Source organism: Pseudomonas sp. PF05 (genome assembly GCF_056521845.1).
This window is the reverse complement of the sequence record NZ_JBWLPW010000001.1, coordinates 1-18,162: the sequence shown is the minus strand read 5'-3', so window position 1 is coordinate 18,162 and position 18,162 is coordinate 1. Positions and strand designations below refer to the sequence as shown.

Annotated in this window: 14 protein-coding genes; 8 read left to right on the top strand and 6 right to left on the bottom strand. The window is 61.7% G+C overall.

Translation table 11 applies throughout. The annotated features are described in order from the left end of the window. The first annotated feature begins 33 nt into the window (after window positions 1–33). On the top strand, window positions 34–345 hold the full coding sequence (locus AC09SL_RS00070; RefSeq protein WP_058543934.1) for an Mpo1-like protein: 312 nt from the start codon (window positions 34–36) through the stop codon (window positions 343–345). Between the two features lie 14 nt (window positions 346–359). Continuing rightward, window positions 360–950, top strand: coding sequence for an HD domain-containing protein (locus AC09SL_RS00065; protein ID WP_058543935.1), 591 nt, complete (start codon window positions 360–362; stop codon window positions 948–950). A 102-nt stretch (window positions 951–1,052) separates the two neighbouring features. Here AC09SL_RS00065 and AC09SL_RS00060 read toward each other — a convergent pair whose 3' ends face one another. Further along, window positions 1,053–1,868: a UDP-2,3-diacylglucosamine diphosphatase gene (locus AC09SL_RS00060; protein WP_058543936.1), complete on the bottom strand. Its 816-nt coding sequence runs from the start codon at window positions 1,866–1,868 to the stop codon at window positions 1,053–1,055. 135 nt (window positions 1,869–2,003) lie between these two features. Here AC09SL_RS00060 and AC09SL_RS00055 point away from each other — a divergent pair, with 135 nt between their 5' ends. Continuing rightward, window positions 2,004–2,753 carry a helix-turn-helix transcriptional regulator gene (locus AC09SL_RS00055; RefSeq protein WP_058543937.1) on the top strand — a complete coding sequence of 250 codons (750 nt, stop codon included), beginning with the start codon at window positions 2,004–2,006 and terminating at the stop codon, window positions 2,751–2,753. A 239-nt stretch (window positions 2,754–2,992) separates the two neighbouring features. After that, the gene (locus AC09SL_RS00050) at window positions 2,993–3,883 is read left to right on the top strand and encodes a DMT family transporter (protein WP_058543938.1); all 891 of its coding nucleotides are present in this window, start codon (window positions 2,993–2,995) and stop codon (window positions 3,881–3,883) included. Here the strand turns inward: AC09SL_RS00050 and AC09SL_RS00045 are convergent. Beyond that, window positions 3,877–4,164 carry an Rdx family protein gene (locus AC09SL_RS00045; protein ID WP_058543939.1) on the bottom strand — a complete coding sequence of 96 codons (288 nt, stop codon included), beginning with the start codon at window positions 4,162–4,164 and terminating at the stop codon, window positions 3,877–3,879. The two genes, AC09SL_RS00050 and AC09SL_RS00045, sit on opposite strands and share 7 nt — an antisense overlap. Before the next feature lie 71 nt (window positions 4,165–4,235). Between AC09SL_RS00045 and AC09SL_RS00040 the strand changes: the two genes are divergently transcribed. Next, on the top strand, window positions 4,236–6,437 hold the full coding sequence (locus tag AC09SL_RS00040; protein WP_058543940.1) for a patatin-like phospholipase family protein: 2,202 nt from the start codon (window positions 4,236–4,238) through the stop codon (window positions 6,435–6,437). A gap of 164 nt (window positions 6,438–6,601) precedes the next feature. On the opposite strand, the gene AC09SL_RS00035 is transcribed toward AC09SL_RS00040, so the two are convergent. From AC09SL_RS00035 to recQ, 3 genes are all read right to left on the bottom strand, one after another. Then, window positions 6,602–8,626 (bottom strand): FimV/HubP family polar landmark protein, encoded by a 2,025-nt coding sequence (locus tag AC09SL_RS00035; protein ID WP_064106892.1) that lies wholly within the window; start codon window positions 8,624–8,626, stop codon window positions 6,602–6,604. 113 nt (window positions 8,627–8,739) lie between these two features. Next, window positions 8,740–9,174, bottom strand: coding sequence for a MarR family transcriptional regulator (locus AC09SL_RS00030; protein WP_003199001.1), 435 nt, complete (start codon window positions 9,172–9,174; stop codon window positions 8,740–8,742). 118 nt (window positions 9,175–9,292) lie between these two features. Beyond that, complete coding sequence (gene recQ, locus AC09SL_RS00025) at window positions 9,293–11,419, bottom strand: DNA helicase RecQ (RefSeq protein ID WP_058543942.1); 2,127 nt, start codon at window positions 11,417–11,419, stop codon at window positions 9,293–9,295. A gap of 425 nt (window positions 11,420–11,844) precedes the next feature. On the opposite strand from recQ, the gene AC09SL_RS00020 reads away from it, so the two are divergent. The 3 genes from AC09SL_RS00020 to AC09SL_RS00010 all read left to right on the top strand — a co-directional run bounded on the left by AC09SL_RS00020 (window position 11,845) and on the right by AC09SL_RS00010 (window position 15,032). After that, window positions 11,845–12,432 carry a UPF0149 family protein gene (locus tag AC09SL_RS00020; RefSeq protein ID WP_003198997.1) on the top strand — a complete coding sequence of 196 codons (588 nt, stop codon included), beginning with the start codon at window positions 11,845–11,847 and terminating at the stop codon, window positions 12,430–12,432. Between the two features lie 8 nt (window positions 12,433–12,440). After that, window positions 12,441–12,836 carry a YbaN family protein gene (locus AC09SL_RS00015; RefSeq protein WP_027913208.1) on the top strand — a complete coding sequence of 132 codons (396 nt, stop codon included), beginning with the start codon at window positions 12,441–12,443 and terminating at the stop codon, window positions 12,834–12,836. Window positions 12,837–12,989: 153 nt separating this feature from the next. Beyond that, the gene (locus AC09SL_RS00010; RefSeq protein WP_058543715.1) at window positions 12,990–15,032 is read left to right on the top strand and encodes an Ig-like domain-containing protein; all 2,043 of its coding nucleotides are present in this window, start codon (window positions 12,990–12,992) and stop codon (window positions 15,030–15,032) included. Window positions 15,033–15,134: 102 nt separating this feature from the next. Here AC09SL_RS00010 and AC09SL_RS00005 read toward each other — a convergent pair. Then, on the bottom strand, window positions 15,135–18,162 hold a 3,028-nt coding region (locus AC09SL_RS00005), incomplete at its 5' end, for a type I secretion C-terminal target domain-containing protein (RefSeq protein WP_479571936.1).

The following is an 18,162-nucleotide window of genomic DNA, read 5'->3' as shown; positions in this document are numbered from 1 at the left end:
AGCATCAGAACAATAACCACAGAGCCAGCTGTCGTGGAAAACGCCAAACAATTCAATACCTTCGCTGAGTTCTACCCGTATTACCTCGGCGAGCACAGCAACAGCACCTGCCGACGATTGCATTTCATCGGCACCTCCCTGGTCATCCTGATTTTCGTCACGGCCCTCGTGGTGGGCAGCGGGTGGCTGTGGCTCGCCCTGCCCGTGGCCGGCTACGGCTTTGCCTGGTTCGGACACTTCTTCTTCGAAAAAAACCGTCCCGCCACCTTCCAGCACCCGTTCTACAGCCTGCTCGGCGATTTCGTCATGTACCGCGACATGCTGCTGGGCAAGGTTGCGTTCTAGCCAAAGGTCTGACTATGAATACCCATGCCCGCTTTACCCACATGCAGGACGGTACCCAGGAAGACTGGGCGATCATCGCGGCTGACTTCAGCGCCTACGCACGGCAATTGCCGGGGCGGATCCTGGCCCACTTGAAACTGCTGGACGGCGATTTCGGCGGGTTCCCGGTGGATCGCCTGACCCACTCCCTGCAAACCGCCACCCGTGCCTACCGTGACGGACGCGACGAGCAATACGTGGTCTGCGCCCTGCTCCACGACATCGGTGACACCCTGGGCTCGTATAACCATCCAGACATCGCCGCGGCGATCCTCAAGCCCTTCGTCAGCGCCGAAAACCTGTGGATGGTGGAAAAACACGGGGTTTTCCAAGGCTATTACTTCTTCCACCACCTGGGCATGGACCGACACCTGCGCGAGCAGTTTTTCGAACATCCGCAGTACCAGGCGACGATCGACTTTTGTGCGAAATATGACGCGGCGGCGTTCGATCCCGAATACGACACTTTGCCGCTAAGCTTCTTCGAGCCGATGCTGGAAAGGGTGTTTGCCACGCCGAAGCAGTCGATCTACAAGGCGGCGATGACGCAGGCACCGGCCCTGTAGGAGCTGCCGAAGGCTGCGATCTTTTGATCTTGATCTTTCGCTTGAAATTCAATCGTCAGGGGAAAGATCGCTGCCTCGTTGCACTCGTCAGCTCCTACGGTTTCAAGCCGGTTCGGCGACTTTCAGTGCTTTCAACTGCGCTTCGCGCGCCTGGGCCTCCGCCAACCGATACAACTCGATCGACCCGTCCCAATGCTCGATCAGCGCCGTGCAGGATTCGACCCAGTCGCCACAATTGAGGTAATCCACCTCACCCACTTTGCGGATCTCGGCATGGTGGATATGCCCACAAACCACGCCATGCAGTTCGCGCTTCACACACTCGTGGGCGATCGCTTCTTCAAAATCGCTGATGAAGCTGACGGCGGTCTTGACCTTGTGCTTGAGGTACGCCGACAACGACCAGTAGCCGTAGCCGTAACGGGCCCGCCAATGGTTGAGCCAGCGGTTCAGCGTGAGGGTGAACTCGTAGGCCGAATCCCCGAGGAACGCCAGCCAACGATGGTACCGGGTGATGACATCGAACTGGTCGCCATGGATCACCAACAGGTGCCGACCATCGGCAGTGACGTGCACCGCTTCGTCCACCAGCTGGATATTGCCCAGGATCAGCTTCGAATAGCGCCGCAGGAATTCGTCATGATTGCCGGTGACGTAGATCACTTCAGTGCCGCGCTTGCTCATGGTCAGCAAGCGGCGAATGACGTTGGTGTGGGCCTGGGGCCAATACATGCCACCGCGCAGTTTCCAGCCATCGATGATGTCGCCCACCAAGTAGATCTTGTCGGCGTGATAGCCCTTGAGGAACTGCGACAAGTGCTCGGCCTGGCAATCCCGGGTGCCCAGGTGCACGTCGGAAATCCACAGGGTGCGAACACGCTGTTTGCGGCTGGGTCTGGCGAGCTCTGCGCTGGTCATTGGGCAACCCTCTGATCGTTTTTGCCACTGTGCACGCCAGCGGTTAATGGCCCATGACAAACACAAGTCCATTGCATGACAGCGCCGGGCGTTGCGCCCTCGGTGTATGCTGGCGGCCTGACACGGGAGACCGCGATGAGACCGATCCTCACGCTACGCCACTACAGCCACGACTTGATCGTCCACAGCCATGAGCATGCCCAATTGGTGTTCGGGCTGTCTGGCGCGCTGGATTTCGAGGTCGAAGGCCATGGCAGCCAGGTGGTGCAACAAAGCTTCGTGGTGATACCGGCCGGCGCGCATCACGCCTGCGGCAGCCCCCACGGCAGCCGTTGCCTGGTGTTGGATGTGCCCAGTGATGACTGGGTCGGGCAATGCCTGGGGGATCACGCCGACGCCAGCCGCCGCTTGCTCGACGACACCGCACGCCTGCCCCTGGATGCGGGGCAGAGCCAGTTGGTCAGTTGGTTGGCGGGGAGCCCGGTGGACGATCCGGTGATCGCCCAGCAAGGCGCGGTGCTGCTGCTGGCGAGTCTCAATAACGCTCGCCAGGAAACCCTCGGCGGCCGGCGCCTGCCCTACGCCGCACTCAACGCGCACATCGACCAGAACGCCGCCTATCCGCTGCAAGTGGCGGACCTGGCGCGAGTCGCCGGCCTTTCCAGCGCCCGCTTGCACGCGCGCTTCGTCGCCGAGTGCGGACAAACCCCGATGGATTACATCCGCAGCCGTCGCTTGCACAAGGCCGTGGCGTTGTTGCGTGATTCGCAGTTGCCCATCGGTGAGATCGCCCACCGCGTCGGCTACAGCTCCCAAAGTGCCTTCGCCGCGGCGGTGCTGCGCGAATTCGGCGTCTCGCCGGGCAAGCTGCGGCGTCTGCGCTAGATACGCGCTAAAAATCGCTAGGATCGCGACAGACGCCAGCACCTCTCAAACGCTTAAATGCCCAGTAGCAGCTGTGTAGGAGCTGACGAGTGCAACGAGGCTGCGATCTTTCCCCTAACACTTGAATCTCAAGCGAAAGATCAAAAGATCAAAAAATCAAAAGATCGCAGCCTCCGGCAGCTCCTACAGGGTATTGATGTTTGTCCGTTGGTTTTGGCTTATCTGTTGAAAGGATTGAAATGACACCCCGTACCGCCCTCGGCGCCCTGCACATTGGCGCACTCATGTTTGGCCTGACCGGTGTATTCGGCAAACTCGCGGCAGCCTCGCCGGCGGTCATTGTGTTTGGTCGCGCCATCTTCGCCGTGCTTGCCCTTGCGGTGTTCGCCCGGTTCGCCAGCAGCAGCCGCTGGCAGAAACTGCGGGCCCAGGATGGCCGGCGATTGCTGCTCGGGGGGCTGTTGCTGGCCGGGCACTGGGTGAGCTTCTTCATCGCCGTGAAGGTTGCCGGCGTGGCGATCGCCACGCTGGGGTTCACCAGTTTCCCGGCCTTTACGGTGCTACTCGAAGGGCTGATCTTCCGCGAGCGGATTCGCGCCAATGAAATCTGGCTGGTGGTGTTGGTGAGCATCGGCCTGGTGTTAGTCACGCCGAACTTCGACCTGGCCAGCGGCGCCACCACTGGCCTGCTGTGGGCCGTGGCCTCGGGGCTGCTGTTTTCCCTGCTGTCATTGACCAACCGCGCCGGTTCGGCGCACGTACCGCCGGTGCAGGCCGCGCTGTGCCAGAACGTGGTGGTCGGGGTGTGCCTGCTGCCGATGGCCGCGCCGCAATTGAGCGACGTGCGCCCCATCGACTGGTTGTGGATCGGCTTGCTCGGCGTGTTCTGCACCGGCCTGGCCCACAGCCTGTTCGTCGCCAGCCTGGCGGTGATCAAGGCCCGTACGGCGGCGGTGGTGTTCGCCATGGAGCCGGTCTACGGCATCGCCATGGCCTGGTGGCTGTTCGATGAGAGCCCGACCCTGCGCATGCTGCTGGGCGGCGTGGTGATCATCACGGCCATCGTGATCTCAAGCCAACTGGGCGGTTCGAAGAAACCGGAGGTCGGCGCCCAAGCCGCGTCTCACTGACCCCGATCGTTGTGGCCCAGGTCCCGCTCCGGGTCGATCCGGTCGCGGACCCGCTGCTTGAGGACCTTGGCTTCGGGAAAACCGCCATCGGCCTTGCGCTCCCAGATCTGCATGCCGTCGCAACTGATGTGGAACACACCGCCGGTGCCCGGCACCAGCGACACCTTGCCCAGGTCATCGCCAAAGGTGCTGAGCAGCTCCTGGGCCAGCCAGGCAGCGCGCAACAGCCATTGGCACTGGGTGCAATAGGTGATGACGACTTCCGGTTTGTGTTCAGTCATGACGGGTGAACTCCTGGGTTCGAAGGCGTCGCTATAATACCCGCCTTTGATCGCCCGCCCCGAGATTGACGATGCGCCGCCTCCTGCCCCTCCTGCTTCTGCTGCTGTTGCCCCTGCTCGGCCATGCCAACGAGCCCACCGTCGAAGCGCCACGCCCGAAAATCGGCCTGGTGCTGTCCGGCGGTGCCGCACGGGGGCTGGCCCACATCGGCGTGCTCAAGGCCCTGGAAGAGCAAGGCATCAAGATCGATGCCATCGCCGGCACCAGCATGGGCGCGGTGATCGGCGGGCTGTATGCCTCGGGCTACAAGATCGACGAACTGGAAAAACTCGCCTTGGGCATCGACTGGCAACAGGCCTTGTCCGATGCGCCGCCACGCAAGGACGTGCCATTCCGACGCAAGCAGGATGACCGCGACTTCCTGGTCAAACAGAAACTGAGCTTTCGCGACGACGGCAGCCTCGGCCTGCCCTTGGGGGTCATCCAGGGCCAGAACCTGGCCCTGCTGCTCGAAAGCCTGCTGGCCCACGCCAGTGACACCCGGGACTTCGACAAACTGCCGATCCCGTTTCGCGCGGTCGCTACTGACATCGCCAGCGGCGAAAAGGTCGTGTTTCGCAAAGGCCACCTGCCCAAGGTCATTCGCGCCAGCATGTCGATCCCGGCGGTGTTCGCCCCGGTGGAACTGGACGGCCGGTTGCTGGTGGACGGCGGCATGTCCGACAACATCCCGCTGGACGTGGCCCGGGAAATGGGCGTAGACGTGGCTATCGTGGTCGACATCGGTACGCCCCTGCGCAATCGCAAGCAACTGGTCACGGTGCTCGACGTGCTGAACCAATCGACCACCCTGATGACCCGGCGCAACTCCGAAGAGCAACTGGCAACCCTGAAAAAAGACGACGTGCTGATCCAGCCGGCGCTGGCGAGCTTCGGCTCCACCGACTTCGGCCAGGCCCGGGAAATGATCGACGCCGGCTACCGCGCCACGCGGATACTCGAGGCACGCCTGGCCCCTCTGCGCCCGTCCGAGGCCCCCGACGCCGAACTCATGGCCGCGCGCACCCCCAGCGAGCGCACGCCGGTCATCACCGCCATCCGCGTGGAGAACGACTCGAAAGTCGGCGATGACGTGATTCGCTACTACATTCGCCAGCAGATCGGTGAACCGCTGGACCTGGGCCGCCTGCAGACCGACATGGGCACGCTGTACGGCCTGGACTACTTCGAGCAAGTGCAATATCGCGTGGTCCGCAAGGGCCCGGACCACACACTGCTGATCAGCGCCCGGGGCAGGCGCACCGGCACCGACTACCTGCGGCTGGGGCTGAGCCTGTCGGATGACATGCGCGGCGACAGCGCTTTCAACCTGGGAGCCAGCTATCGGGTCAACGGCATCAATCGCCTGGGCGCCGAATGGCTGACCCGGGCGCAGATCGGCGACAAGCAAGAGCTATACAGCGAGTTCTACCAGCCATTGGACGTCGGCTCGCGCTACTTCATCGCCCCCTACGGGCAATTCGAATCGCGCAACGTGGAGGCCATCCTGGACAACGATCCGGTGGCCCAGTATCGCGTCGAGCGCTATGGCTTCGGGCTGAACGTGGGCCGCCAGATCAGCAACAATGGCGAAATCCGCTTCGGTGTCGGCCAGGCCTGGGGCAAGGCGGATGTGCGCATTGGTGATCACGACCAGCCCAGCGAAAACTTCAATGAAGGTTTCTATGAGCTGAAGTACTCCTTCGATTCCTTCGACAACGTGTATTTTCCCCATGAAGGGGAAGACATTGGCCTGACCTGGCGCCAATACGAACCGGGGCTGGGTTCCGACCAGCGTTATCGCCAATGGGAGTTCAAACTGGACAAGGCCCTGAGCCGCGGCCCGGACACCTTCATCCTGGGCGGGCGCTACGGCCGAACACTGGACACTGCCGAGGTCGTGACTTCCAGCTTTGTGCTGGGCGGCGCACGGCAACTGTCGGGCTTTCGCGAAGACGGGGTCTCCGGGCAGAACATCAGCCTGATGCGTGCCGTGTATTACCGCCGCCTCACACCGCGGGCCTACCTGCCACTGGACTTCCCGCTGTACATCGGCGGCTCGTTGGAACGCGGCCGGGCCTGGAACAACGACAACGAATTCGACAGCGGCTACATCAACGCCGCCAGCATTTTCCTCGGTTTCGATACGCCGCTGGGGCCACTGAATTTCAGCTATGGCTTTAACGACGATGATGAACAGGCGGTGTATCTGAACCTGGGGCAGACGTTTTGATGGGCTGCCTGGACAGGATTTGACAGCCTGATAGGCGGCTATCGCGAGCAAGCTCGCTCCCACATGGGGTCCGGGGTGTAGCCGGAATCGCCGTTCCCTGTGGGAGCGAGCTTGCTCCGGGCGGCGTTCCGACGATGAGGCCAGCCGCTACAACCCCGATAGCACTAGCGAATCCCGGCCAGCAGCACCTGGGCAGTCTGCCTGAGGGGTTCGTCGCCCTCCTCGAGCAGTTCTTCAAGCAGGGAGACGGCGGTCTTCAGGTCTCCATCGTCGATGCAATTCTGTGCCTGTTCCAGCTTGATCGAGTGTTCCGGGGCCTGAGGTTCAGGGGGCGTGGTGTCCAGGGAAACAGGCTCAAGGGCCAGCGGCTCGAGTTCCAGCGACTGTTCTTCGTCGGCAAAGCCATCGAGGAAAGCATCATCCAGCGACTCGGTTTCCAGTGGCGTTTCCCATTGCAGGTCCGGCTCGTCGAACCCTGAAAGCGACAAGCCCTCGGCGGCATGGGGTAAAACCGCATCTTTTCCAGCAGTGTTGTCCTGGGCATCGGCGAGGTCCCAGCTGGTTTCCATGGACAATGCATCCAGGTCCAACTCGAACTCGTCACTGGGCGCCTGCTCACGTTCAGCAGTGGGTGCGGTTGCAAGAGCCGGCACCTGAGGTTGCGCCGATGCCACGATCGGCGCAGCAATTGCGGCAGCCTTGGGATAGCGCCCGCGGATTTCCTCCAGCGTCCCGGCATCGATACCTTGTGCCAATAAATGATGTTCCTGAGCCTGGAAACCGATGACGTCGCCCTGCTTGCCCAGTACCTCCAGCAACTTGAGGCCCAGGTCGGTGCGTTCCGGCTCCGCCAGCAATGCGGCGCGCAACAGCCCCGCAGCCTCGGTGAAACGACCGTAGGTCAAGTAGATTCCGACGCCCTCCAGTACGTCCCCCAGGGGCGCATCCCCGTTGTTGAACGAGGTCGCGGCCTCCGGCGGCTCCGTATCGGGCAGTGCTGCAAAGGTTTCGTTGCCCTCTTCCAGCATCGGCTCGGGATGCCCGGTCACCGGCGCCACCTCCGCCTGCTGCTGCCGACGCCGAACGAACAGTAACAACGCCAACAACCCCAAGAGGCCCACCAGCCCCGCCACCCATGACCAATTGATACCCTCTGGTTTTGCAAGCGGTTCTGTAGCCGGTTGTGTCTCCGGTGCAGGTGCTGGTGATGGTGCAGGTGCAGGTGCAGGTGCAGGTGCAGGTGCAGGTGCAGGTGCAGGTGCAGGTGCAGGTGCAGGGAGTGTCGGTTGCGATTGCACCGACACAACAGGGGCTGGCGCAACTTCGGCCAGCCGGGTCTGTAATTCAGTGATCTGTTTGCGCTGGCCGGCGATTTCCTCATCCTGGGCCTGAAGCCGTGCCTGCAGTTGCTCGATAGTCTTCTGTTGCTGCTGGTTTTGCAACACGCTGGCGGCCAATTGCTCATCGGACGCGGCGGGGGCCTGGCCTGCAGGGGTTGCAGCCGACGTCGGCAGCACGGCCGAATCGGGCAGCAACAAGCGCTGGCCAATGGATAACCGGTCGCTGCCGGGGTTCAGGGCCTGGATTGCATGCATCAACTCATTGACTGACGCGTTGCTGCCGGCGTCATGCAGGCGCTTGGCGATGAGCCAGGGGTTGTCTCCCGGCACGACGGTGTAACGCTTGCCCTGTACCGCCGGGGGCGGCTTGATGGCAGGCACCGCGGACGCTGGGGCCACGGAAGGTTCGTCACCGGCCGGCACGATACCCGGTGTGCCCGGCGGGTCGATCAGCACGGTGTATTCACGCAGCAGACGCCCGTTGGGCTGATCGAGTTGTACCAGGAAATTGAGAAAGGGTTCTTCCACCGGTTTGCTGGAGGTCACCCGAATGAAGCTGCGCTCCCCGCGCAGTACCGGCGTGAAGCGCAGGTTATTGAGAAAGAACACCCGCTCAACACCCGCACGACTGAAATCGTCCGGGCTCGCCAGGCTGGCCGACAGATCGCCCTCGCCGACCCCGGTCACGTCGACCAGGGCGATATCGGCGCGCAACGGCTGGTTCAGGGCGGAATGAAGCGTGATCTCGCCAAGTCCCAGCGCCGAAGCCAAGGCCGAATACCCCAGGGTACCCACGACGACCGACACGTTGACCCAACTGCGCAACGTGGACTGCAAACTTTCAAGCATGGGTATCCCTTTCGACTGCCAGACTGAGCGTAAACGCATCCAATACGATCACTTAGTACTGGTTATAGTTCGCTAATCGCCGAATCTCAAAAGTCTGGCGCCAGGGATATACCTCAGGATTTTTCCAGGTTGGCCAGGATCGTCCCGTGGACCCGCATGCACACGCGCATGTCCGCTTCGTCGACACCTTCGAACAGCTCACGACGCAGTTGCGTGGCAATGGTTTCGATTTGTTCGATCAACGGTAGGGCCGGTGCGCAGAGCACGATTTTCTTGGCCCGGCGGTCCTCGGCCACGGCCTGGCGCTGCACCAGCCCCTGGGTTTCCAGGCTGTCGAGCAGCCGGGCCAGGGTCGGGCCTTCGACGGCGACGCTCTGGGCCAGTTCACGCTGGGTCGGCGCCTGTTCGAAACGGGCCAGGTGCAACAGCACCAGCCAGCGCGCCTGGGACAGGCCCAGCCCGGCCAGGCGACGATCCAGTTCGGCACGCCAGCCTCGGGACATTTGCGCCAACTGCATGCCAAAACGGTGTTGATCGGTTAACGGCATAAAAAAACTCATCAGATCTGAAATAGAGAAAAACTAATTATTAGTCAGCTAAGCATGAGCTTTGGGTTCAAGCAAGGCTCGCCTTGTACTGAATCGTTAAAGGAACGCAACTCACTGATCAGACTTCAAATTCCGACTGCAATGCAGCCCTGACGCAATACAGCACGCCTTCGGGAACCCGTCCGACAAACAGTGCGGCAACTTCGGACACCGGCGGTAACTCGCCTTCGCCATCCAGGAATGCATCCTGCACCTCCCCCATCAGTTCTTCGGGCAGATCCAGTGCCTGTTCCAGGGACAACTGCTGTTTGCCAATGGCCTCGGCCAGCATTGTGTAGACGTTCTTTTCCGAGCACTGCAGTTGCCCGGCGATCTGTAATGGCGTCATGCCGGCCCGGGCCAGCGTGATAAGTTCGTGGCGCGCATCGGCCACCGCTTTCGGTGCTTCGGCCTCGCCGCCCAGTACCTGGAGGAAAGCTTCGCCATAGCGCTCCAGCTTGCGCGCGCCCACGCCACTGACCCGGGCCATTTCCGCCAGGGAGGTGGGCTGGCTGCGGAGCATTTCCAGCAGCGTCGAGTCGGGGAAGATGACGTATGGCGGGACGCCGTGTTCCTCGGCCAGCTTGCGCCGCAAGGCACGCAAGGCTTCCCATTGATCGCGCTCTTCGCCACGCACCAGTTGGCTGGCCTGGCTCTTGCTGCTTTTGACCGCCGTTGCCGGCTTGAGGTCGCGGCGCAGTTCGAGGGTGACCTCGCCTTTGAGCAAGGGCCGACAACTTTCGGACAAACGCAGGCCACCGTAGCCTTCCAGGTCGATGTCGGCCAGGCCGCGGGCCACCAGTTGTCGGAATAATGAACGCCATTCACTCTCGGTGCGCGCCTTGCCCACGCCGAACACTGAAAGATGCTGGTGGCCGAAGTTGCGGACCTTCTCGTTGTCCTTGCCCAGCAACACGTCCACCAGATGCCCGACACCGTAGCGCTGGCCGGTGCGGAAGATGGCCGACAAGGCCTGGCGGGCCGGTTCGGTGGCGTCCCAGGTTTCCACGCCATCGACGCAGTTGTCGCAATGCCCGCAAGGCTGGGGCATGTCTTCGTCAAAGTAGGCCAGCAGGGTCTGGCGACGGCAGCGGGTTTCCTCGCACAGCGAGAGCATCGCGTCGAGCTTGTGTTGTTCCAGGCGCTTGTGGCGCTCGTCGCCTTCGGAGTTCTGCAACATCTGCTTGAGCATCACCACGTCTTGCAGGCCGTAGGCCATCCAAGCATCGGCCGGCAAGCCGTCACGGCCGGCACGCCCGGTTTCCTGGTAGTACGCCTCGAGGGACTTGGGCAGGTCCAGGTGCGCGACAAAACGCACGTTGGGCTTGTCGATGCCCATGCCGAACGCAATGGTGGCCACCATGATCAGGCCTTCCTCGTTGAGGAAGCGCTTCTGATGATAGGCCCGCAGGTCGTTGGGCAGGCCGGCGTGATACGGCAACGCCGGAAACCCTTGCTCACACAGAAACGCCGCCACTTCATCGACCTTCTTGCGCGACAGGCAATAGACGATGCCGGCATCACTGCGGCGTTCGGAGAGAAACGCCAGCAACTGCTTGCGCGGCTGCTCCTTGGGTACGATGCGATAGAAAATATTGGGACGGTCGAAGCTGGACAGGAACCGCTCGGCGTTCTGCAAGTGCAGGCGCTCGACGATTTCCTCGCGGGTGCGCTTGTCGGCGGTGGCAGTCAGGGCGATGCGCGGCACGTCGGGGAACAGCTCCGCCAGTTGCCCCAGTTGCAGGTATTCGCGTCGGAAATCGTGGCCCCATTGGGACACGCAGTGGGCTTCGTCGATGGCGAACAGGGCGATTTCCAGGCTCTGCAGGAACGCCAGCATGCGCGGCTGCACCAGGCGCTCCGGGGCCAGGTACAACATCTTCACTTCGCCGCGCTTGATACGCGTCGCCAGGTCCCGCTGCTGCTCGGCGCTGAGGGTAGAGTTCAGCGAAGCGGCGGCAACCCCCAATTCCTCGAGGGTCGCGACCTGGTCGTCCATCAATGCGATCAGCGGCGAAACCACCACCGCCAGGCCATTGCGCAACAGCGCCGGTACCTGGAAGCACAAGGATTTGCCGCCGCCGGTGGGCATGAGCACGAGGGCATCGCCACCGCTGGCCACGCGCTCAATAATGGCACCCTGGCGGCCACGGAAACTGTCGTAGCCGAAGATGTCCTTGAGGACGCGTTGAGCCTGTTCGAGCATAGAAACTCCAAAAATCACCGAAACATCCCTGCAAGGCTGGTTCAGAACCACAAAAGCTGCACCGGCGAATCGTAAGTGCGCGTTTCGAACCGGCGGGACGCCGCAGGGCATCACAAAACGCGGCAGTATACCCGAGGCCTTCGTTGCAAAGGTGGCTGCTGACAGGAGGTGATCAAGTAGGCGATTGCACGCCATGCGCCCTGTAGGAGCTGCCGAGTGCAACGAGGCTGCGATCTTTCCCCAGCCAATCGAGCCTCAAGCGAAAACCGAAAGATCAAGATCAAAAGATCGCAGCCTTCGGCAGCTCCTACAGGGATCGAGGTCCGCTCGTGCGCCCAAGTAGAGGCAAATACGCCACGCGGCTGGCTTGGGGGCTCAAGAAGGCCTAGAATTCCCGCATTGTTTATTCCCCAAGGTAGCCCGTAATGTCCTTCGCTGAGCAACTGACCCGCCTGCAAGTCTTCCTCGACGCCGATGAGCTGCACGAAGAGGCGCTGGACTACGTGGCCGCTCACGGCTATCTGACCGCCCTGTCCATCTGCGCAGAAACGGTGCCGGACCGTGAGTGGATCGATGCCCTGTTTGCCGAAGAGCCGCATTACAGCGACGAAGCCCAGCGTGCCGAAATCGAAGCCACGCTGGTCGGCCTCAAGGCCCACATCGCCCGCCAACTGGCTTCCGACGAAGAATTCGAACTGCCATGCGACCTGGACCTGGGCGATGACCCGGACGATTCGGAATTGCGTGGCTGGTGCATCGGCTTCATGGAAGGCGTGTTCCTGCGCGAAGCCGCCTGGTTCGAAACCGCCGAAGAGGAAGTCAGCGAAATGCTGCTGCCGATCATGGTCGGTTCCGGCCTGTTCGACGAGCAACCGGAATTTTCTGACATCGCCGCCGACGCCAACCTGATGGACGACATGATCGTCCAGATCCCCGAAGCCCTTACCGCCTTGTACCTGCTGTGCAACGCACCGGACGAAAAACCGGCGATCCTCAAGCCTCGCCACCACTGAGTGACCGGGTGCCCTCGCCAGTTGGCACTCGCCCGCTGATCCTGCGTTACGTTCTGTTGGCCATCGGCTGGCTGAGCGTAGCGCTGGGGGTCATCGGCATCTTCGTCCCCGTACTGCCAACCACCCCTTTCCTGCTGCTGGCGGCGGCCTGTTTCGCCCGCAGCTCGCCGCGCTTCTACCGCTGGCTGGTGAGTCATCCCCGCCTCGGCCCTTGGATCAGCGACTACCTCAGCGGCAACGGTATTCCGCTCAAAGGCAAGGTCTACGCCATCGGGCTGATGTGGGTGAGCATCCTCTTTTCCTGCTACCTGGTGCCCCTGCCGTGGGCGCGGGGGTTCATGCTCACCAGTGCGGTGCTGGTGACGATCTATATCCTCAGGCAGAAGACCCTGCATAGATCCTGAAAAACCATTTCTATTCGCCCCCCCTCGCTGGCCCAACCGTTCGTCCAAGCCACCCCCGCACCTGTCAATCCTGACAGTAGCCAAACCTTCCAACCAGATGTCTGATTACTCCTGACGCTGGAAGCCCGCGCGCGCCCCTATCAGGAAAACAACATGGACATCCAATCCTCCACTCTGAACGAACTGTTCGATTTATACCCCGTGATCATTTTGGGTTGGGTGACGCCCGTGCAACCGGCCGGTATCGCGGCAGGTGGCATACCCAAAAGTCTCTACGACGATCAACCTCGCGGCCTGAGATGCCTGATCGATCCATGGACCGAGCTGCAGCGACGTTCCTGGACGATGGCTGTGGATGATCGAGCTGATTTGTACATCAATGACGATCCGTTCCCCGTGGATGGCAAGAACGTGGGACCCGGGGAGGAACAACTGCGCATGGAGTTGCATGTACCCCATGGGCGGTTACTGAATGGTGTGAATCGGTTGTATTACAAGGTGAGCCGCCCCAGTCAAAACGGCGAAACTTCGAGGGACCTGACAGTGCTGTATCACCTGAGGGCACCCGGTGAGCCTGCACCCCAAGGGCTGAATCTGGTGATCCCGCCGGATGTCATTACGGACGGAGTCAGTGCCGAGCGGGCAGCTCAAGGTGTGGAGTTCGGTTTCACCTACTCAAATCGGCGAAACCATGACCGCATCAACTTCTTATTGGGCGATGTGAACGTTCCATTTGAAGTGCCGGCGGGTTCGATACCGGTGACGCGCACACTGTTTACCGAGACCTTCCTACAGGCCGGTAACGACCCGTATACAGCGCTCCAATTCAGGGTGACGGACCAGTTGGGGAACTCCAATCAGTCGGAGACCCATTATCTTGATATTCACCTCGACACCGTCTCAAAACCGATCATCAGCGCAGCGGCAGGTGCCAACGGGCCCATCGAAAACGACGGCATCACCACCGATACCACCGTCGCCTTCACCGGCACCGCGCAACCGAGCGGGGCAATGGATTTTTTCCGCGATCAGACGCCCTTGGGAACCATCACTGCCAGTCCCACCGGCACCTGGACCTATACGGCTACCGGACTGCCGATCGGGTTACTCAGTTTCACGGCAGTCGCCCAGTATGGCGAAGGATTGACCTCCAACGCCTGGCGTTTCACCGTACAAAGCGCGAACGTCGAGCTGCGGATCGATCGGGTGGAGGACGGTAATGGCAATGACATTCCTCAGATTTCAAGCACGCCGTATCGGCAGGTGGTGGTGCACGGGAAAGGAACTCCATCCACCAATGTGGACCTTTTCGAGGGGGCCACGCCGGTGGGTACTACACGCAGCGATGCCGCCGGCGTCTGGCGATGTGTAACCAGTACGCCTTTGAGGGCGGGCAGTATTGCCTTGACGGCGCGATACGCAGGAACGGGAACCTCTTCAAATTCCTGGCCATTGGTTGTTTACCAGGCTCTGAATTATCAATCGACATTCGCCGCCGGCTACGATAACTGGGCAAAAGGTCCTGCTGCGAGTGACGGTAGGGACCTGGTGCGCGTGAATGACCCAGCAGACGGGTGGCTGTTGCAAAACATGACGTATACCAACAACAGCCACGGCATCATTTTGCACCGGCCATTCGCGGTCCTCGCTGGAGCGGACTATGAGTTCGCCATCAGGACCCGTCGAATCGTAACCCCGACCCCCGCCACACCGTCGCTCAACCTGGAAACAAACACCTCGCAAGGAGAAATGTTCCCGCCAACGCCCCTTACCCAAAATTGGACGAACCTTGCGGGTACGCTGAAAGCGACGGCGAATGCCGAGGTTGATTTCCGAATCAAGAACGCTACCGCATCAGGGGATGGCAACGACTATCAGATCAAGACGATCTGGGTCTGGCAACGACTGCGGCCCAGTATCCTGACAATGATTGACAGCAACGGCGAACACGTACCCAATGGCGGCACCACCACCGCCGGGGCCGCCCATTTCAGCGGCTTTGCACTGCCCGGCATGTCCCTGGTCATCTTCGTCGATGGTCAACCCGCCGGCGTGGAACGCGTCGCGGACAGCGAAGGCCATTGGACGACGGCGCCGTTTACCATAAGCGGTCCGGGCCGCAAGGAGTGCCGGGTGCAAGCCCAGTATTTGAACGGAACAATGACTTCGCTGAGCTGGATAATCCATTTCGTCTGACTCAATGGATAAGAACGCGCCTTTGATTTGCGGGGGTGAAGTATCACTCCCCGTAGCAGACAAAACCCGGCACGTCGCCGGGTTTTGTCGTTTCAGCTCAACTCACACGGTGTCCACCTTCAAGGAATGATCGTTGAGCATTCCGTTGATGATGGTCGCGGTATCCGCCCCGCCCGCGATCATCCCGTCCGCTCCCGGGGTAACGCCGTAATGACTGGCTAGGTTGATGCCGGCCAGGTCGATGGTCTGGTTCGGTGTAGCACCGGCAATGGCACTGACGTCGATGCTGGTCACAAGCGATGCACCGCTGCCGGTAACGGAGAAGTGCAGGTAGTCGTCCAGCGATGCCGCACTGCCGTTCTCCCCTAGCAACAGTTGGGACAGGTCGAGTTTATCGAGGCCGGGGGTGAAGTCGGTGATCACGTCGTGGCCGCTGTTGCCTGCCTGCCATTGGAAGGTATCGGCACCGCTGCCGCCAGTGAGCGTGTTGTTGCCCAGGCCGCCGATCAGCAGGTCATCGCCGCCACCGCCATTGAGCACGTCATGGCCCAATCCGCCGTTGATGCGGTTACTGGCGCCGTCACCGGTGAGGGTATCGTTGAAGTTCGAGCCGACCAGGTTTTCGATGCCAGTCAGGGTATCGGTGCCGGCGCCTACGGTGTTCTGCGCCGCCAACAGTCCCAGGTTCACCGTGACCCCGGCGGTCGCGTGGGCATAGCTCGCCGTGTCGTTACCCGCCCCCCCGTCGAGCAAGTCGTTGCCCGTGCCGCTGTAGAGCAAGTCATTGCCTGCCCCGCCGTGCAGGGTGTTGTTGCCCGAGCCAGCGCTGAGTATGTCGTTGCCGTCGCCCGCATTAAGGGTGTTGTCACCGTCGCCAGCGATCAACACATCGTCCCCGGTGGTGCCCGTCAGCGTATGGCCCGCCTGGTAGCTGATGCCCACCGCCGCGCTGTCGCTACCGCCATGGTTGTCGCTGGCGGTGTAGCTGCCATGATAATCCGGCGTGCTGTCCTGGGCGCCTGCGTAGTTGACGGTCATGGTCAGTTGATAGTTTTCCGCGCCGTTGGGGTTGCCACCGCTGCCATTGGCGATGTTGGTGACGTGGATCTGGTAGTTGCCATCCGCCGCGGCAGTGAACGAAGCGCCGTCGCTGATCGCAATGAAAGGCCCGCCATTGAGAGAGTACTCGAGGGTGATACGACCGCCCGCCAGGTTATGGTCCAAGGTCAGGGTTTCACCCTGCTTGAGACTGATGTTGAGGCGGTCTTCATCGTTGACATTATTGTTGGAAACCGCACCCAGCGCACCGCTGACCACCAGCACCGCCGTCATGCTCGCGGCATTGGCGACGAAGGCGCTGCGATTGAGGTTGATCGACTGCACGTTGTTACCGGTGAAGCTGACCGTGCCGGTGCTGCCAGTGAAGTCCCCGCCTTTGGCGGTCCAACCGGTATTGAAACTGGTGGGTGAGGCCGTGAGCGGATCGCCGTTGGCGTCGCTGTCGTTGCCCAGCAGCAATTCGCCCGGTACCACGATGTTGCCTGACAGCACGTTGGTGATGATGTTGTCGTCCATCGCCACGGGCGGGCTGTTGGGCACGACGTTGATCACCAGGTTGGAACTGGCCAGGTCGCCATCGTTGTCACTGATGGTGTAGCCAATGTTTTCGGTGATCAATGTGCTGGTGGCGGTCTGGGAGGTATAGCTGAACGCACCGGTATCGAGGTTGACCACCAGGGTACCGTCGTGGGCGGTGGCAATGCTCAGCGTGTTGGTGGTCGTATTGAAACTGCCATGGTTGACCCCGCCGCTGGCGCTCAGGGCACCCTGGCCACCGTTGGCCGTCGGGTCATAGCTGTACGTGGTCCCATCGACCACCAGGCTTTTGACAAACCCGCCATCGGCGCCGAACGAGCCCCCCTCGCCCAGCAGGTTGCCAGTGACCGGCGCGCCTTGCACGGTGCCGGAGAGCACCGAATTGAGCTGGTTCAGGTCGGTGACCACTACCGCATTGGTGTTGGTGTGGGCGCTGCCGTCGTAGGCCAGCGGGTCGAGGTGGGCGTTGCTGACGCCGCTGCCCAGGCCGATGGCGTAGTTCTTGATGCCATTGGCGTCGAGGAAGGCTTTCCATGCGGCTTCATCTGCCGCACCGGTTTCCTGGCCCGAGGTGGGTTTGCCATCGGAGAAGAAGTAGCCGATGTTCTGCGCCCCGGTCAGTTGCCCGGACGTGACGAACGCCGTCTTGGCCGCCGCCACCGCCGCATCGTAGTTGGTCCCGCCACCCGCCGACAGGCTTGAGAGAAGCGACTTGGCAGTCGCCACGTCGACCCACACCGACGTCTGGTCGGTGGCACTGCTGCTGAACGTCACGAGCTGGACTTTCACATCCCCCAGGTCATCGTATTTATCGAGCAAGGCGCTGATTGCCTGTTTCGCCAGGTCCAACCGCGAAAGCCCTGGCACACCGGAGTCATCGGCCATGCTGCCGGACACGTCGAGCACGATCAGCAGGTTCGAGTCGATCTGCACCGCCGTGACCGAACGCTCGGACGCAACGGCCTTTGGTACATCATCGACGATGCTGACCACCAGGCTGCCGGTGGTGCTGTTGCCCAGGGAATCCGTGGCCTGGTAGGTGAAGCTTTCGCTCAGCACGTTCGGGCCATCGTTGGCCTGGGGCGTGGTCGTGGCTGGCGAGGTCAGGGTGTAGGTGTACGAACCATCAGGCTGGAGCGACAGTTGACCGTAGGCGCCGTTGGCGTTGCCTACCAGGGTGAAGGTGACGGCGCCAGTGGCACCGCTGACTGAACCGACCAAAGTGCCGCTGGCGGTTTCGCTGGTGGCGCTCGGGTCGCTGCCGGTGACGGTGCCAGGGGCCAGGTCCTGCCCGTCCTGGGTCAGGTCGAGGGCTTTTTCGTAGACCGTTATGTCGTGGTCGGTTTCTGCGATGAGGCAGCTGTTGTGCACGTCAATGCTGATGGTGGTGGTGCTTTCGTCACCGTCGGCATCGCGCACGGTGTAGGTGAACACATCGGTCGCGCCTGGGGTGCCGACAGAGTCGGGGTTGCTGTGGTAGACGGCGTTGCCGTTGGCGTCCAGGGTCAGGTAGCCGTAGGTGCCGTTGATCTGG